The organism is Melioribacteraceae bacterium 4301-Me, from assembly GCA_041538185.1.
GTDB lineage: Bacteria > Bacteroidota > Ignavibacteria > Ignavibacteriales > Melioribacteraceae > Pyranulibacter > Pyranulibacter aquaticus.
Genome location: JBGORM010000003.1, coordinates 57,978 through 74,210, shown reverse-complemented (window position 1 = coordinate 74,210; position 16,233 = coordinate 57,978). Strand labels below are relative to the sequence as shown.

Below are 16,233 nucleotides of genomic sequence, written 5' to 3'. Positions count from 1 at the left end.
GTTTTAGTTTTCTAAGTAAGAAATAGGCGAGATAAAATCTTGTTTTAGATTTGTCAACTAATACAAAAGGTAATAATTATAATAACTAATACCAATTCGGTAAAATACATTTACTTGTTCTTTTATTTAACAAACTCTCAAAATCAGTTAACGATTGTTTAATTAGAGAAGAATTTTCATCATGGCAGGTTAAACACGCTCCAACCAACAAAATTTTTTTCTGTTCATCTACTGTAAATGGTCTTGCACCTACTCTTGTTGACACCTCACCTTTACTTTCTTTCAAAAACCCAATCCAGGCATCCATCGGCAGTCCATCATAATTTGATATTTCAAATTCAGGTGTAAAATTCCATCTACCTTTTGAGTCTTTAATTTGATAAACCAATTTCCCTCTTCCATACCCTAAAGCAAGTGGATTATTATGACATGACTTGCAACTTCTACTTTCTTTTACAATTGTGTGGGAAAATGCCGGTGCGAATAATCTCTTGAAAATTGCACTGACAGTTTGTGAATTTTTATTTTTATGAATAGTCAGAACCATTCCAGGTATGAATGTATCAACTACTCTTTTGATGTTGCCATTTTTTTCCTCAATTATTCTTACGCCAAGTGCAGGCGGATCAGCAAAATAATTTTTACCATGCTCAATCCATTCACCCTTAAGTTCTTTTTCTGTAAGCAAATCAATTGCAGTTCCGTTTTTATCAAAGTTTGTATGACATGTAATGCACTGCGGCGACCAGCTTGTGTGACAGGTATTACACGATAAATCCTTATGAGCCTTAGTCCCTGTGCATTGAAAAATTGGCGGTTTCATTAATGCTTTTTCACTGCTCTGTTTTTTTATAATGTATGAATTGCCAGAAGAATAATAAGTATTTACAAGCGGAATATCCGACGCTGAAACAGTTAAATAAATTCTTGATGTATCATTTGTCTTTCGCAATTCGGAAATCTTAAGTGACTCATTATCAAAATCACTGAGTTTCTTTGTTTTGGGACTATCTTTCAAGTGGCAATCAACGCACTGAATTTTCACTTGGTCTTCTTTATGAAGGTAAAAATTTCCATCGCCCATTATTTCGTATGAAGTGTGACAATCAACGCACAACATTCCTTTTTCGTAATGAATATCTGCCGACTTTTTTTCAAAAACTCTTTCATCCTGTAAAACTCTAAATCCCTTTTTTCCGAAAACATCCTGAGGTTTCAATTGAGTTTCGTGCCAACCTTCATAATTCGTTGAAATTCTTCCGGAACGGCTGTGACAGCCAAAGCAATGATTGTTATTTTTAGTTAAAGAAAGTGAAGGGTGTACCGAAAATTTAAATTCGCCTTTCAAGAAACCTTCTTCTTTTTCTTCATTAAACTTTTTTAATTCATTTAATGAATTTTTGTCGTATTCTAAGTGACACGCGTTGCATCCACCACCGCGTGAAAGTTCATTAATTGGTCCATATTGTTTTTTTTCGCCTCCCAGATGGCATGAAACACACAAATTCCTAAGATGTGTATCTGCTTGTGAATAGCCCAGATTATCAACATGATAAAATTCATTTAAACCATTTGATTCGCCAAAAACAAATTTATCAACGGCAATCATTCCTGTAAGAGTTGTCATAAGAGTGGTATTTATCCGTTCGGTTATTTGAGAATGACACTGAGGACCGCCACAGCTCTGTTTTGCATCTGAAATGTTTCCAGGAATTAAAATTATTCCTTTATGTGCTGCTTTTTTATTTAAGGAAAACGGATTACCTGAATGACACGAGTAACATCCGATAGCATTAGGATTATGTGCAGGCGAGAAACCTTTAATATTGCCGTGACACGTTAAACATCCTTCTCTATGTCCCAGTACAACAGGAACATTCAATTGAAGCGAATCTGCAGCAAATGCTGATTTAATATTGTTTATGGGATTATTAAAACTTTTTGAGAAATAAGGATTATTCCATGGAAATACAAACTGCCAGTTTTCACCTCTAAAAAAATAACCAACAATAGAAAATACACTGTAAATAAAAAATAAAATCAACAAAATTTTTTTTGTGAAGTATGAATACTTTTCACTGAACCTTTGCAAATAATAAATTAGCACAAAAAGAAGAATAACACCAAAAACAACTATTATAGGATAATAAAGCCAGTGAAGAATTTCCTGTAAGCCGACAAAATACCACGGACCTTTTATCACTTTTTCATTGCCAATAAATAACGACGGCGGGAAAATATATCCAGTAACTACTGATGGGATTAACAAATAAGCTATAACAGAAATTCTTGGCCAGTAGGTCTTTGCATGCTCAACAATTACGATAAATAAAAATATAGCTGCTGTTGCAATGTGATTTACATATAAAATTTGATGATCGCTTTCACCGCCTAACAAAATGTATCCCAAATTCTTGCCTATTATTGGGATAGACTCAAACAAAGAAGTAAAAATTCGTTTAGCTTGAAGACCTTCAATATCACCCTTAAGAATAAAACCACTTAACAGAATAAAAAATGTGAAAAAAATTGAAATTGTAAGACGAAGCCATACGCTCTTCTTTACATTCTTCTCAGTTGAAAGAAAAAAGTGATCATATAAATGAAGAAGTGTGAAAACCAAGAAAATCTGTGAACTCCAGTAATGTATGTTTCTAAATAGAACTCCAGCTGGATTCGAAAGAAGCATTAAAGAAATTGAATCAAAAGGTTTTGTTACATCGTAAGGAATTGCTAAAAATACACCGCTGATAAGAGCAATTAAAAAAGAACCAAAGGAAATTTGTCCAAATGTAAACCCAAATAATTTTCGATATTCTTTTTTTGTGCCGTTATTAAAAAGGTTGTTCATAAACAAAAAGTCTTCCAGATTCAATTTCTTTATTGATGCTAAGTTTTTTTAGCGGCTTTACTGCTGGTCCTTTTACAACTTCACCGTTTAAGCCATACACAGAACCGTGACATGGACATACTATTTTCCCATTCTCCACTTTATTTATTTTGCAACCTAAATGACTGCACTTTGAAGAGTAGACACTTATTTTTTCGCCCTCTTTTATTATAATAACGGAATTAAAAAAGAAAATGCCATTTCCTAAATCAGCTGGTAAGTATATCTTTTCTTTTCTTTTATCGATTTCAATTTTTCTCTCTACCTCAGAATTTAATGCATATAAAAATGGTACTGATACAATAGTAATTAACGAACTAAAAAACTTTCTGCGGGTTATTTTCATAATTTAAGCTTGAGGTTTTGGAAAACTGTACTTATGCATAAAAATTTTTGAATTACTATCCTAAAAAAGTCAGCTTAATAGCTTTTATTACGTTCCAAGATTAACAAATTCTTGTTATTAATTTTTTACAAATATTCTACTTTTTATCAACTTTTGAAAATAATAATAGCAGTACCATTCTATTTTTTTATTAATCTAACTCTAAACTATGCCATTGAAAAGTAATAAATATTCTTGTGGTTAGATGTGACTGATGCTGATTGGATGCTCTGAAAATAGATGGGTAATATGCTGCTGTTCAATGTTATTCCTGTTGGATCAAAAACCAAGACACTAATTTCACGAATTACACTAAATGCAAATTTCAAGAAAATATTACTTCATTGAGTCTTGTTAAGTAATGTTAATATGATTGTGACGACAATTTTTATTTAAAGCCAAATAAAAAGAAGCTGTCTCAAAAGTGATTCAAATTAAAAACTTGTCTGCTGCAAGCAGGTCTGTGAAAATCCGTTAAATCCGTGTTTATCTGTGGGCTATTATTTAAAAAATTTTACTTTTGAGACAGCCACCGAATAAATTTTAAGACTCAGTTTGTTTTGGTTGAGCAGGTTTGTAAATTAATGCTGTAATTAACCCAAGTATTAATGCTTGAACTAAGCCATATACAAACCACTGAAATATTAAACTATACGGCAGTGGGTAAACAGCATATTGATAATAAGATGAAGTCAAATAGAAGAATATTCCTATGTAAAAACCGTATCTAAGTCCTTCAATTACGCCTCTATTTTCGTAACCCTTGGCAAAAAAGAAAACAAAAAAGTAAGACCAAATTAAATCTACAACCCACATAATCCACATATTGCTTATTATTTTATCTGTAGGACGAAATACTTTTGATACTTCTTCACTGCTGTAAGTAGAATTAAGAATTATTCCATTAATGACATAGTCACTCAGTATAAGAATAATAAATACTACTAAAAAAGCCACCCAAAATTTTTTGTTTTTCATGTTACACCCTCCATGCAGTTATTAAAATATATTAAATTAACCAGAAAGAGAAGCAGTTGATGAGAAACTAACGAGGTAATTCTATAAAAGCAATAAAAAACAGATTTAAGGTTTAACTATGGGCTAAAGAAATCAACTTTTATACATACAAATCAGATATTTCTCCACACAATTTCGCTTTTATCTAGATTATCTTTATCAAACTCACCTTTAACAAGTAGCTTTTTCATATCTTCCTTAGTTAGTTTAGATGCTTCATCAATTTTATTAAAAAGCTCATTAAGATAACTTCTAACTATATAGAAACTGCCTAAATCAAAAAAGTTACCCAAGACTGTCATTTGCTCAACCATAGTTTGGAAATCAGTATTGGGGAATAGCTCCGGTTTCCATGCAACAAAGCTCCAAAACACCTTTTTGGTAATATAAAGAGCATAATTAATTTCAGTTAAAGGGAATCTTTCATTAAATCTTTCTCTACCAATTTTCTCGAAGAATTGCTCTGCTTTATCGTTTGATGCACCAGTTTTAAGCCATTCAATCATATTTTTAAAAACAGCTTCTTCTCTTAATATTATTTTTGGCTCATCAAGCTTTCGATATGTTAGCATAAAATCAGATTTTTGTACCTGCTCGTAATAAGCGCGAGCTAATGTAGGTATGTTTGCTTCAAGAAAAGAAATAATTTTTGAAAAATCCATTTTTCACCTCCAATTCATCTATAACTATAAACTTTTTAGTTCTCAGTTAAAACTATACGTTTTATCAATCCAATATTCCACTTTATTTCCTTCAATTGTTATTGGCTGCCAACGCGATTTATAAACAGCATCAAGAATATTTTTAATTTGCTTTCTATCATTTATTGTACTGGCTATTATTCTATATTCCTTAACAAAACCTTCTTTACCAATTTTTAAGGAAAATTTAATGTAGCCGTTTACGTTCTCAATTTTACTTGGGACTACTTCAAGAATTTGTCGAGGTACAAATGGGAAAGAAGATGCATAATACTCACCGCCTTTATTTTCTGAAATTCTCCCTTTAGATGAAATTGAATCTGAAATTGAAGAAGCGTCTGGAATTACAACATCAGGCAAAACCTCTAGTTCGTCAACAAATTCTAAGGTTACTGAAATTGATGGCCTGGGAGGCGGTAGCTCATCTTCTTTTGGTAAGTCTAATTTTGTGCTTGGTATGTCGGCAACTGTGATAATGTTTTCAGGAAAGTAAAAGTTTTCTTTTTTCTTTGGAGAGGGAGACGGCGTGAATGTGAAAAGACATAAGATAAATAGTTCGCTTATTATTATTGCGATTTTAATATTCCTAGAATAGTGTAAACTGTCTTCCTTATAAAGTTTCATAGTACAATTTAAGAAAGAGAAACCGAAAGTGCAGTACATAAAGAAAAAACTAGTCTCTGTACAATTGAGATGACCAAACAGCTTACTTTTTCACCGCAGAGACGGAGAGACGCTGAGAAAAGTTTCTATTAAATATGTTTAATTTATTACGCCGCATCTCAGCATCTCTGCTATGAATTAATTCTTTTGAGAAGTAAGATGATAAATTAAAAATTAAGTACTTTTCTATGAAACCCATCGATAAGTTTCGGTACATTAAAGTTAATCAATAATCCTAGTCGTTTATTCATTAATTTCATATATGTCAATAACTGTGCATCATGAACTGGTAATAAAATCTCTACTGCTTTTAATTCTACAATCACTTCATTTTGGACCAATAAATCAACTCTAAAATCTACATCAAGTTTCTCATTTTTATAAATGACCGGCACAGGAACTTGTCTTTCGACAAACAAATTTCTATTTCTAAGTTCTTTGTATAAACAAATTTCATAAACACTTTCAAGCAAGCCAGGGCCCAAATTTTTATGTACTTCAATAGAACAATCTAAAATTAAACCGCTTATTTTATTTAATCCTTCTCTATCCATTCCTCTGCGTCTCAGCGACTCTGCGGTTAAATATTCAGATAATTGTTCCAAATTTTGTAAAGTTCGTAAGTTGCCCTAACATCTTCACCACAATAAATTGCAATGTCTTTTATTCTTTTGGCATTATACAATTCTTTTACTTCCATTCCAGTAATACCTTGTGACTTAGGCGATTTAATTCCAAATGCGTGACAGTAAAAGTCAAGATTAAATTTTTTTATCAGTCCATAAAATGTAAATTGCTCTAACAAATCAATGTGTTCAGAAGTACTATACCTATTTTTAACAAAATTTCTAGTGGGTTTAATTCCAAGAAGAGCTGAGCGAATCATTAAAAAAGGAACATCAAAATTTCTGCCGTTAAACGTAATTATTTGTTCTGCTTTTTCTACATAATGCCAAAAATTTTTTAACATCTCCTTTTCTGACATTGACTTATATTTTACTTGCTTTTCTCCTGCAGTCCATTCCTCCTCTTTATCATTTTCATAAATAACATAACAATTTTCCGTTTCTGTATTTAGCATGCCAATTGCTATAACTTTTGCAGTTAACGGATACAAACTAAGATATCTTTTTATCTCTTCGATCTTTTGGTTCTTGATATCTGCATTAGATTCTTGTTCAACATACCTTAAAAGAAATTCTTGTTGTGATTCCGACAAAGAATCAAACTCGAATCCCACGGTCTCTATATCAAATACTATTTTCATTTAACTGCTTATTTTACATGAAATATCTAAAAAATATTTGAATAAAGAAATAAAATTCTCATAAAATAATTAATGTTTTTTTCTTTAATGTAAATATAAAGGGCGCTAAGTTACATAGGAAAAAACGGAAGTTTTGAAAGTGAACGGAAAGCAACGTCTTCTCTTTGTCGATTTGCTTCGCGGGTGGGCATTAATTATTATGATTGAAGTTCATGTGTTCAACGCCTTCTTACAACAAAATATAAAAGACGAAAGTTGGTTTAGCATAGTTAATTTCGTTAATGGCCTAGTTGCTCCTTCTTTTTTGTTTGTATCAGGTTTTGCATTTATTCTTTCTATAAATAAAGATTCTCAGGCGATAGACAATAAACTTTGGAGAAAAATTAAAAGAATCGGTCTAATTTTTTCGCTGGGTTACATACTTCATATCCCATATCCTACACTAAAAGGAATAATTGGTAAAGCAACTCCAAATCAGCTGCAAGAATTTATTAAAGTTGACATACTTCAATGTATAGCAGTTGGATTATTGTTACTGATATTTCTTAGAATCACAATTTCACATGAAAAACTTTTTGAATACACATTACTGCTAATCAGTGTTTTTGTTATTATTATCAGTCCTTTGTTTTGGTCAATTAATTTCGAAAAATTTTTACCAATTTTTTTTGCTGCTTACTTTAATCAAAAAAGTGGTTCACTATTCCCCATATTTCCTTGGATTTCATTTTTACTCGCCGGCTCAATTGTGTGTATTTACTATTTGCGATTTAGACAGAATAACAAAGAAAATTTATTTATTAACTACACTATTTTCTTAGGTTCAACGTCAGCTTTTCTTTCTTATTTGATTTTACACCTCAATATATTCAGTAGTCTTTCATTATTAAAACCAAATCCTTTTTTCTTTACTGAGAGATTAGGAATAGTAATGCTTCTTTTAAGCTTCTTCTGGAAGTATACACAACTACGTCAAAAAGATTCATTTGTTACTGATGTAAGTCGTGAATCATTATTAGTTTATTTTTTGCATCTTGAAATCATCTACTCAAAAATTTTGGGGAATAAAAGTGCAATTACACTTTATGGCGGCAAATTGAATATTAATGAAAGTATTGTACTAACTATAATCTTAATTATAGCAATGATAACAGTAGCAAAAGTTTGGAGTTATTTAAAAAAATATAAACCCGATGCAGCAAGCTTAATTATGAATCAATTATTTGTAATGGCTGTTCTTTATTTTTTTATAAAGTGAAATTTTAACCAGCGCAATTGAGTGTAATTCAACCAATTACTTTTTCTAAAATTTTTTTAGCAATTTCAATATCTTCAAAAGAAACATCCATGTGGGTTACAGCTCTAATAAAACCAACGGCTCCTTGACTAAGCAGCAAGCCGTTTTCTCTACATTCTGTTAAAATTTGTTCGACAGATTTTTTCTTTGGTGAAAACATTAGAATATTTGTCTGAACACTATCTAAATCAATTGAGACAGAATCAAAAGAATTTAAAAATTTTGCTAACAATTTTGCTTTTTCATGGTCTTCGGTAAGTCGAGAAATATTGTTTTTAAGTGCGTATAAACCAGCGGCTGCAATAATTCCAACTTGGCGCATTCCTCCGCCCCAGGCTTTTCTAACTCTATAAGCCTCATTAATAAAATCTTTATTACCGGCAATAATGGAACCAATAGGTGCGCCAAGCCCTTTCGAAAGGCAACAAGATACAGAATCAAAATAAGAAGCATATTTAGCAGGTGTTATACCTGTTTCAACAGATGCGTTCCAAATTCTAGCTCCATCCAAATGGCAAAACAAATTATATCTTTTTGCTAATTTGGAAATTGCCTCAATATTTTCGATTGGATTTATAGTTCCGCCTGCTCTATTATGTGTGTTTTCAATTTCTATCACTTTAGTACGCGCCATGTAATATGCACTAGTTGGTCTTATCAAAGGTTCAACTTGTTCTGGAGTAAATATTCCTCTTTTACCTTCAACAAGATTTAACTGTATACCACTCAAAGCTGCAGGCGAGCCGGATTCATAATGAAAAATATGTGCATCTTTTTCACAAATAACTTCATCGCCCGGTTGGGTCAACACATTTAAACAAATTTGATTACCCATTACACCGCTAGGCACAAAAAGAGCTGCTTCTTTTCCGAGTAGTTCTGCTGCGTACCTTTCAAGTTCGTTTGCTGTAGGGTCTTCTTTGTAAACATCATCGCCTACTTCAGCTTCATACATTGCCTTTCGCATTGCTTTGGAAGGTTTTGTAACAGTATCGCTTCTTAAATCAATTATTTTATTCATTTCTTTTTGTCCCTTTATGGTTAAAAAAATGATAGAGCATTTTCATAGTAAATAATAGTATAATCGTTATAGATACAAAAGAAGAAGTTAATGGGAAAATAAGGGGATACTTTGTGTAAAAGGTAAGATTATCTTCAATACCGGCATCAACAACAAGAAATGATTTAGTAAACAGTTTTGTTTCGTTCAAAATTTTTCCTAATGGATTTATAATACAAGACACACCACCGTTAGCTGCTCTTACAACAGTTCGTCTATTTTCAACTGCTCGTAAAATGCTTATAGCCTCATGCTGAAAGGGTCCACTTGAGTAACCGTACCAACTATCGTTTGTCACAACTGCAATAAGATTAGCTCCGCGTTGAACAAACGAAGCCACAAAATCTGGATAAATTGATTCTATACATATTAATCCCCCCACTTTTATTTCACCTGAAATAATAACTTTTTTCTGTGATGGGTTTTTAATTGTTAAATCAACATTTGCCAATTTAAAAACGACAGTATCTTTTCCTTCGTTCCAGCTTGAAATTCCCACTTGCCATTTTATTAAATCGCCAAGAAAAGGGAACTCTTCAACGAAAGGAACTTTTTCACCAAAAGGAACTAATTTTATTTTTTGGTACTTCTGAATTTCTTCTGTAAATGGTGAAAAAAGCAAAATCGAGTTATACGAAGTGTAAAAGACGTTGCCTTTAAGAGGCTTAGCATCTTTTGGTGCTTTTGTTTTATCAAAATAAAAATTTGCATCAGGCATACCTGTTAACAAGTATATTTTATTATTTCTTACAAAATTTTTAATCCTCTCAACTTCATATTCATAATTACCAGAAAGTAAGTAGACCGGTAAGGCGGATTCAGGCCAGATAATTATTTTTGCTCCTTGATCAACTGCTGCTTGTGATAATCTAAGATAAATATTTAATAGCTCGCTGAGATCACTAACTTCCCATTTTGCCCAAGGATTCAGGTCGGGCTGTATCAACCCAAGTTTAACTTTAATTAAAGAAGGATGATTGGAAAAGCGTTTGAATAAGCCATATGAAAAAACAATGACAAAAATTAAACTTGCCGCACATAGGTTTAAGGATAATATCTTATGTGTCGATTTAAATTTCACATAGGCATTAAACAAAAGAACGTTAATAAACAAAACAATCAACGAAAGTCCGTATGCCCCTACAACATCAGTGATTTGTATAAATGTGTTAAAATAAACCAGGCTGTTAGCTAAAATTAACCACGGAAATCTTAAATCTGTAAGTGAATAAAGATATTCAAATGAAACCCAAAAAAAAGGGAATAAATAAAGAGCAACTTTTTTACCTAATGATTTTTTGCAAAAGAAGTAAATGGTTGTTGGAATAAGATATAGTGCAGGATTTACGAATAGTAATAGAAAGCCAGAAATCATCAAGAACGGATCTGCTTCTTTAGTCCAGCTCCCCACCCAATAAAGAGTAATTAAGGTAAAAACAAAAAATGCTAAATAAGAATATCGGTTTATTTCTCCTAATGTTTCCTTTTCATCGATAACTTTAAGCAGCGGCACAAAAGCAATAAAAATAAAATATGGCAATGGTAAAGGGGGGTAAGAAATACCCATTAAAAAACCACTAATTAGAACAAGAGCAACATCTTTGTTTCTTTTTTTTCTTTGTTCTGGCGTAAGAACTATTTTATATCTTCCAAAAAGACCTTTCATTTGCTGGGTTTATTTTTCCTAAGCAAAAATTTTATAAAAATAAAAACAAACAGTAAAATTGTAAGGCTCAAAATAATATTAGAGTATGCTTCGAGGTATTTATCGATAAGTTGTACATTTCTTTCTAATTGGACACCCAAATAAATTAAAAGTGAATACCACAAAAAAGAACTTATTGCCGCATATATAAAAGTCTTTACTGGCACTAAATTATGTATACCGCAAAAAAAACTGACCACAGATCTAGTGCCGGGTAAAAATCTGTTAATTATAATTAGCTTATAACCGTATTTAGAAAACCATAAATCTGCTTTGTATAATGCTTCTTTTTTTACAAACTTTAACTTGCCCTTTCGGATAACTTTCTCACCAAATTTGGAACCAACATAATACATAACAATAAATCCCAAAGAGCTACCTAAACTTGTTATTAACAGTATAGGGATGAACAAAAAAATTGAATTTGCCACTATAGTAGCACCGATTACAATTACAATATCGCTTGGGGAGGGTGGAAAAATATTTTCAATAAAAGAGAAAAAAAACAGCACAATTACAATTAAAAAAGGGTTAAGGTTATTGATATAGCTTAAAATTTGTTCGAGCATTAACTTTATTTTTTATGAAGAAGAACGACAGCATAAGCTTCAGCTCCGCGTTGTTCTCCAACAAACCCTAATTTTTCAGAAGTAGTAGCTTTAATGGATACTTGATTTACTTCAACTTTCAATATATCTGCAATAGTTTTTTTCATCGAATCAATGAAGGGTAATAACTTGGGCTCTTGGATTACGAGAGTCGAATCAATATTAGAAATATGATAATCACTTTTTTCCACAAGTCTGCCAACTTTTTCAAGCAATATTTTGCTGCTTATATTTTTGTAGTTAGGGTCAGTATTAGGAAAATGTTTCCCAATATCGCCAAGTGCAAGAGCTCCAAGTAATGCGTCACAAATTGCATGAAGCAGAACATCAGCATCTGAATGACCAAGCAAGCCTTTATCGAACGGAATTTCAACACCACCCAAAATTAATTTTCTATTTCCAGCAAATTGATGAACATCGTAGCCAAAGCCTATTCTAAATTTTGCATTCAATATCTTATCTCAAATTTTGTGAATTCATTTGTCGGTTCAGATAATTTAATAGAATGTTTTCTTACATCAGCATGCATTGGTCCAATTTTCATCTTATTATAGAATTCTTCTATCAATTGCCTTTCACCTTCAACCAATGCATAAACTTCACCAGTGTACAAATTTTTAACGTAACCTTTTAAACCTAATTTTTCGGCGGTTCTAAGTGCAAAGTATCTAAAGCCCACTCCCTGTACCAGTCCGTTAACCACTATTTCTGCTCGTCTTAATTCTTTTTCCATTTTTGTTTTTTATAGAATCTAAGACTTCTGATAAAACTAACCCTGTAAATATTAATGTGCATCCTATCAAACCAAAATTAGTAATTTTTTCGCTGAGTACAAAGAAGGCGAATACTGCTGCAAAAACAGGCTCAAAGGAATAAATTATTCCAGCCTTAGAAGGGGATACTTCCTTTTGAAATTTTGTTTGCAAGCCAATATTAACTAAAGTTGCCAGCACCGCAGTATAAAAAAAAGCAAATAAAATGTAGAAGTTAAAATCAAAGCGGAGCGGTTCTATATTCGTAAAAGAAAATATTAGTGACGCAAGAAAACCCTCAACTGCAACGGAAGCCAACTGGATAAATAGTAATACCCAGAAATTATGTTTAGGGGAAAAAATATCGATATAAACTACTTGCAAAGCGAAGACTGCTGCACACAACAAAGTAAGAACATCACCCAAATTAAAATTTGTCCCTAAATTAGAAATGAAGTTAAAAATTGATTTTCCACTTGATGACAAAAAAATTAATCCAAGCAGTACAAATAAGATTCCAATTATCGTTCCCCTCGTTGGCAATTTTTTTTCAATAACAGTTTGAAATATAGGCACGATAATAACAATTGTACCAGTAATAAAACCTGAACGTGAGGCTGTTGTAAACTGTAAGCCAATTGTTTGCAAAACGAATCCACCAAATAAAAAAGAGCCGAGTAGAAACCCATGCAGCAAAACTTTCTTATTCCATTTCTCTTTTTTAATTAATACTAATGGGAGTAAGATTATACTTGCTATTGCGAATCTAAGGGCTACAAAGAAAGTCGGGGAGAAATTATTCAATGATTCCTTAACAACTACAAATGTTCCACCCCAAATAATAGTCATAAACAGTAATATTACTTCTGCTAAGTATTTGTAAAAGTATTTAACTTTAACGGGAAAGAATTTCATTCTAAAAATTTATCCTTCTGAAGAAGTATCGTAGCCAAACTTTTTAAGAAGTGATGGATCGGAACGCCATTTTTCTTTAACTTTTACTCTAAGCTCAAGATATACCTCACGACCGAGAAAATCTTCGATAGAGCGGCGGGCGGCTTTACCAATCTTTTTTATTGATATACCATCTTGACCAATTATTATTGGTTTTTGAGTTTCTCGTTCAACAATAATATTAGCAAGTATATAATCTTTACCTTTTGTTCTTTCTTTAAAGTCTTCAATTTCTATTTCAGTGCTGTAAGGAATTTCATCATGAAACAATTCAAAAATTTTTTCTCTAATAATTTCAGAAACAAAAAATCTTTCGTTTCTATCAGATAATTGGTCATCAGGATAATACTTAGGATGCTCAGGTAAAATTTCAAGTATTGCTTGTTTCAATTCTGCTATGTTATAGCCGGTTATTGCAGAAATTGGAATAAGCTTATCAAACATCTTTGTTGATTCTAATTGTTCTATCAACTTTTTTACTTCACTTTCGTTGGATAAATCAACTTTATTTATTGCCAATATTTTTTTAACACTTTTAAGAGAAAGAATTTTATTTACCACCTCATCTTCTAAAAATTTTTTACCTGTTGGGTCATCACTTATATCAATTAGCATTAAAATTATGTCGGCATCTTTTACTGATTCATAAACATAATCGAGCATTTTTTCTTGCAGTAAATAACGAGGTGTTAAAATACCTGGCGTATCTAAAAAAATTATTTGGTAATCTTCAGCTGATAAAATGCCTAAGATTTTTTTTCTTGTAGTTTGTGGTTTGTTAGTAGTAATTGATAGCCGCTCACCTAATAATACATTCATTAATGTTGATTTTCCGGTATTAGGCTTTCCAATAATTGAGACGTATCCAGATTTAATAGCCATTTAATAACCTGCTGCTAAAAAACAAAATTAAAATTCAGGATAGAGCATTAAAACTTCCGTCTTTTTTCCGGGACAAGAAAAACATACAACTGAAAATAATTAAGCCAATTCATGTTCTTCAAGCCATCGCTGAGCATCTAATGCCGCCATACACCCTGTACCAGCCGCAGTAACTGCTTGTCGGTAAACTTTATCTGCAACATCGCCAGCTGCAAAAACACCTTCTATGTTTGTATAAGTTGATCCAGGTTTAGTTATTAAATACCCTGTTTCATCCATTTCAAGCTGTCCCTTAAAAATCTCAGTATTTGGTTTATGACCTATAGCCATAAAAATGCCATCGACGTTAATTTCACTAACTTTACCATCTTTCACATTTTGTATAAGTGCGCCGGTTACAGTTTTTCTTCCATTTTCTTCTTTGCCTAAAATTTCTTTAACAATAGAGTTGAGTAAAAATTTTATTTTAGGATTTTTTTTAGCTCTTTCTACCATTATCTTTGAAGCGCGAAACTCATCTCTTCTATGTACAATAGTAACTTCACTTGCAAACTTAGTAAGATAAGTAGCTTCTTCCATTGCAGTATCACCACCTCCGATAACTAAAACTTTTTGGTCCTTAAAAAAGAACCCATCACACGTTGCACAAGCAGATACACCGTACCCTTTGTATTTTTCTTCACTAGGAATTCCCAACCACTTTGCCGATGCACCAGTTGCTATTATTACTGCATCTGCCGTATAATTTTCATTATCCACTTTTATAATAAATGGTCGTTTAGAAAAATCAACTTCTGTAACATTCTTAAACAAGCATTTTGCACCAAATCGGCATGCTTGTTTTCTCATAATGTCCATTAACTCAGGTCCTTGTATTCCTTTTTCAAAACCCGGATAGTTTTCTACTTCTGTTGTAATCGTCAATTGTCCGCCAGGTTGCAATCCTTCAAAAACAATTGGATTTAAGTTTGCACGAGCTGTATATAAAGCAGCTGTTAACCCTGCGGGGCCAGAACCTATAATTACTACCTTGTGATGATTTTCAGCCATTACGTGTCTCCATATATGTTTTATTTTTGTTGTATTAGATAATATTTTCACTCAAAAGATTCTTTGACCTTAATGCGACTTTTTCTTAAGAATTGAGCATTTCTTTTTAAGCCAGTTAATTTAGCTCTCTTAATTGGACTATTAGCGAACTTAATTTTGAATTGTTCATCATCTAAAGTAAGTATCTCATCCAAATTTAATTCTTTATTTAAAGTCATTCCAAATTCTTTCTCATTAGTTACAATAGAAAATTTTTTATTCCAGGGACATACCTCTTGACATATATCGCAGCCAAAAATCCAACCTTCAAACTTATCGTTAAACTCATCGGGTATCTCTCCCTTATTTTCTATAGTTAAAAAAGAAATGCACTTGTTTGCATCAATAATATATTCATCAATAATTGCATTAGTTGGGCATGCATCAATGCATGCAGTACATGTTCCACAGTAGTCTTCACTTGGCAAATTGTATTCAAACTCAACATTAGTTATACAAGTAGCCAAGAATATCCAGCTGCCAAATTCTCTGCTGATAACATTAGTATGTTTACCAAGCCAGCCAATTCCAGCTTTTACAGCCCAAGCTTTATCCATAACTGGACCAGCATCAACATAAAATTTCATTTCAAAATCAGAATCTAATTTTCTTAAATAACTATCTAATTCTTCGAGTTTTTGCCACATTACCAAGTGATAATCCTTACCCCAAGCATAACGCGATACTTTACCAAAATTATCCCCATCTAAAAAATTTTCATCACAAAAGTAATTGAGTGCAAGAGAAATAACACTCTTAGCGTTGGGTAAAATATTTTTTACATCCAATCTTTTCTCAAAATTACGCTCCATATATTTCATTGTTGCATGGTAATTTTTATCAAGCCATCGACGTAATAACTCTGTTTCGTTATTTAGCTTTTCTGCGGGTGCAAACCCAACCAAGTTAAAACCAAGTTCTTTTGCTTTTTCAATTACTGTTTTATTATTTATCTGCATTAAT

General features: G+C 32.0%; 17 protein-coding genes. 1 reads left to right on the top strand and 16 read right to left on the bottom strand.

Annotated features, from left to right (window positions below; genetic code table 11):
• Positions 1-85: 85 nt before the first annotated feature.
• From ABRY23_06320 to ABRY23_06290, 7 genes are all read right to left on the bottom strand, one after another.
• On the bottom strand, positions 86-2,851 hold the full coding sequence (locus ABRY23_06320) for a cytochrome b N-terminal domain-containing protein (GenBank protein ID MFA3782667.1): 2,766 nt from the start codon (positions 2,849-2,851) through the stop codon (positions 86-88).
• Positions 2,835-3,236, bottom strand: a complete 402-nt coding sequence (locus ABRY23_06315; GenBank protein MFA3782666.1) for a ubiquinol-cytochrome c reductase iron-sulfur subunit — start codon at positions 3,234-3,236, stop codon at positions 2,835-2,837. The genes ABRY23_06320 and ABRY23_06315 overlap by 17 nt, the downstream gene beginning before the upstream one ends.
• Before the next feature lie 582 nt (positions 3,237-3,818).
• Positions 3,819-4,253 (bottom strand): hypothetical protein, encoded by a 435-nt coding sequence (locus ABRY23_06310; protein MFA3782665.1) that lies wholly within the window; start codon positions 4,251-4,253, stop codon positions 3,819-3,821.
• Between the two features lie 152 nt (positions 4,254-4,405).
• Positions 4,406-4,954: a histidine kinase N-terminal domain-containing protein gene (locus ABRY23_06305; protein MFA3782664.1), complete on the bottom strand. Its 549-nt coding sequence runs from the start codon at positions 4,952-4,954 to the stop codon at positions 4,406-4,408.
• A 42-nt stretch (positions 4,955-4,996) separates the two neighbouring features.
• Positions 4,997-5,617: a hypothetical protein gene (locus ABRY23_06300; protein ID MFA3782663.1), complete on the bottom strand. Its 621-nt coding sequence runs from the start codon at positions 5,615-5,617 to the stop codon at positions 4,997-4,999.
• 206 nt (positions 5,618-5,823) lie between these two features.
• On the bottom strand, positions 5,824-6,210 hold the full coding sequence (locus tag ABRY23_06295; protein MFA3782662.1) for a GxxExxY protein: 387 nt from the start codon (positions 6,208-6,210) through the stop codon (positions 5,824-5,826).
• Positions 6,211-6,236: 26 nt separating this feature from the next.
• Entirely contained in the window at positions 6,237-6,923 is a 687-nt protein-coding gene (locus ABRY23_06290; GenBank protein MFA3782661.1) for a ribonuclease H-like domain-containing protein, read from the bottom strand.
• Positions 6,924-7,062: 139 nt separating this feature from the next.
• Here ABRY23_06290 and ABRY23_06285 point away from each other — a divergent pair, with 139 nt between their 5' ends.
• The gene (locus tag ABRY23_06285; GenBank protein MFA3782660.1) at positions 7,063-8,181 is read left to right on the top strand and encodes a heparan-alpha-glucosaminide N-acetyltransferase domain-containing protein; all 1,119 of its coding nucleotides are present in this window, start codon (positions 7,063-7,065) and stop codon (positions 8,179-8,181) included.
• A 28-nt stretch (positions 8,182-8,209) separates the two neighbouring features.
• Here ABRY23_06285 and ABRY23_06280 read toward each other — a convergent pair whose 3' ends face one another.
• The 9 genes from ABRY23_06280 to queG all read right to left on the bottom strand — a co-directional run bounded on the left by ABRY23_06280 (position 8,210) and on the right by queG (position 16,229).
• Complete coding sequence (locus ABRY23_06280) at positions 8,210-9,241, bottom strand: low specificity L-threonine aldolase (protein ID MFA3782659.1); 1,032 nt, start codon at positions 9,239-9,241, stop codon at positions 8,210-8,212.
• Entirely contained in the window at positions 9,234-10,946 is a 1,713-nt protein-coding gene (lnt, locus tag ABRY23_06275) for an apolipoprotein N-acyltransferase (GenBank protein ID MFA3782658.1), read from the bottom strand. The genes ABRY23_06280 and lnt overlap by 8 nt, the downstream gene beginning before the upstream one ends.
• Positions 10,943-11,554, bottom strand: a complete 612-nt coding sequence (locus ABRY23_06270; GenBank protein ID MFA3782657.1) for a DedA family protein — start codon at positions 11,552-11,554, stop codon at positions 10,943-10,945. The genes lnt and ABRY23_06270 overlap by 4 nt, the downstream gene beginning before the upstream one ends.
• Before the next feature lie 5 nt (positions 11,555-11,559).
• Entirely contained in the window at positions 11,560-12,045 is a 486-nt protein-coding gene (ispF, locus tag ABRY23_06265) for a 2-C-methyl-D-erythritol 2,4-cyclodiphosphate synthase (GenBank protein MFA3782656.1), read from the bottom strand.
• Positions 12,042-12,326 (bottom strand): acylphosphatase, encoded by a 285-nt coding sequence (locus ABRY23_06260; GenBank protein ID MFA3782655.1) that lies wholly within the window; start codon positions 12,324-12,326, stop codon positions 12,042-12,044. Before ABRY23_06260 ends, ispF begins: the two co-directional genes overlap by 4 nt.
• The gene (locus ABRY23_06255; GenBank protein MFA3782654.1) at positions 12,289-13,260 is read right to left on the bottom strand and encodes a DMT family transporter; all 972 of its coding nucleotides are present in this window, start codon (positions 13,258-13,260) and stop codon (positions 12,289-12,291) included. The genes ABRY23_06260 and ABRY23_06255 overlap by 38 nt, the downstream gene beginning before the upstream one ends.
• Positions 13,261-13,269: 9 nt before the next feature.
• Complete coding sequence (era, locus tag ABRY23_06250) at positions 13,270-14,181, bottom strand: GTPase Era (GenBank protein ID MFA3782653.1); 912 nt, start codon at positions 14,179-14,181, stop codon at positions 13,270-13,272.
• A 99-nt stretch (positions 14,182-14,280) separates the two neighbouring features.
• Positions 14,281-15,231, bottom strand: coding sequence for a thioredoxin-disulfide reductase (gene trxB / locus ABRY23_06245; protein ID MFA3782652.1), 951 nt, complete (start codon positions 15,229-15,231; stop codon positions 14,281-14,283).
• Between the two features lie 47 nt (positions 15,232-15,278).
• Complete coding sequence (gene queG, locus ABRY23_06240) at positions 15,279-16,229, bottom strand: tRNA epoxyqueuosine(34) reductase QueG (protein MFA3782651.1); 951 nt, start codon at positions 16,227-16,229, stop codon at positions 15,279-15,281.
• Positions 16,230-16,233 lie beyond the last annotated feature (4 nt).

What these genes read in the sequence shown, in the direction of transcription:
- ABRY23_06290 (MFA3782661.1), bottom strand. Translation starts at nt 6,923, where the DNA reads ATGAAAATAGTATTTGATATAGAGACCGTGGGATTCGAGTTTGATTCT.
- ABRY23_06255 (MFA3782654.1), bottom strand. Translation starts at nt 13,260, where the DNA reads ATGAAATTCTTTCCCGTTAAAGTTAAATACTTTTACAAATACTTAGCA.
- trxB (MFA3782652.1), bottom strand. Translation starts at nt 15,231, where the DNA reads ATGGCTGAAAATCATCACAAGGTAGTAATTATAGGTTCTGGCCCCGCA.
- queG (MFA3782651.1), bottom strand. Translation starts at nt 16,229, where the DNA reads ATGCAGATAAATAATAAAACAGTAATTGAAAAAGCAAAAGAACTTGGT.
- ABRY23_06300 (MFA3782663.1), bottom strand. Translation starts at nt 5,617, where the DNA reads ATGAAACTTTATAAGGAAGACAGTTTACACTATTCTAGGAATATTAAA.
- ABRY23_06295 (MFA3782662.1), bottom strand. Translation starts at nt 6,210, where the DNA reads ATGGATAGAGAAGGATTAAATAAAATAAGCGGTTTAATTTTAGATTGT.
- ABRY23_06280 (MFA3782659.1), bottom strand. Translation starts at nt 9,241, where the DNA reads ATGAATAAAATAATTGATTTAAGAAGCGATACTGTTACAAAACCTTCC.
- ABRY23_06270 (MFA3782657.1), bottom strand. Translation starts at nt 11,554, where the DNA reads ATGCTCGAACAAATTTTAAGCTATATCAATAACCTTAACCCTTTTTTA.
- ABRY23_06310 (MFA3782665.1), bottom strand. Translation starts at nt 4,253, where the DNA reads ATGAAAAACAAAAAATTTTGGGTGGCTTTTTTAGTAGTATTTATTATT.
- ABRY23_06320 (MFA3782667.1), bottom strand. Translation starts at nt 2,851, where the DNA reads ATGAACAACCTTTTTAATAACGGCACAAAAAAAGAATATCGAAAATTA.
- era (MFA3782653.1), bottom strand. Translation starts at nt 14,181, where the DNA reads ATGGCTATTAAATCTGGATACGTCTCAATTATTGGAAAGCCTAATACC.
- lnt (MFA3782658.1), bottom strand. Translation starts at nt 10,946, where the DNA reads ATGAAAGGTCTTTTTGGAAGATATAAAATAGTTCTTACGCCAGAACAA.
- ABRY23_06260 (MFA3782655.1), bottom strand. Translation starts at nt 12,326, where the DNA reads ATGGAAAAAGAATTAAGACGAGCAGAAATAGTGGTTAACGGACTGGTA.
- ABRY23_06315 (MFA3782666.1), bottom strand. Translation starts at nt 3,236, where the DNA reads ATGAAAATAACCCGCAGAAAGTTTTTTAGTTCGTTAATTACTATTGTA.
- ABRY23_06305 (MFA3782664.1), bottom strand. Translation starts at nt 4,954, where the DNA reads ATGGATTTTTCAAAAATTATTTCTTTTCTTGAAGCAAACATACCTACA.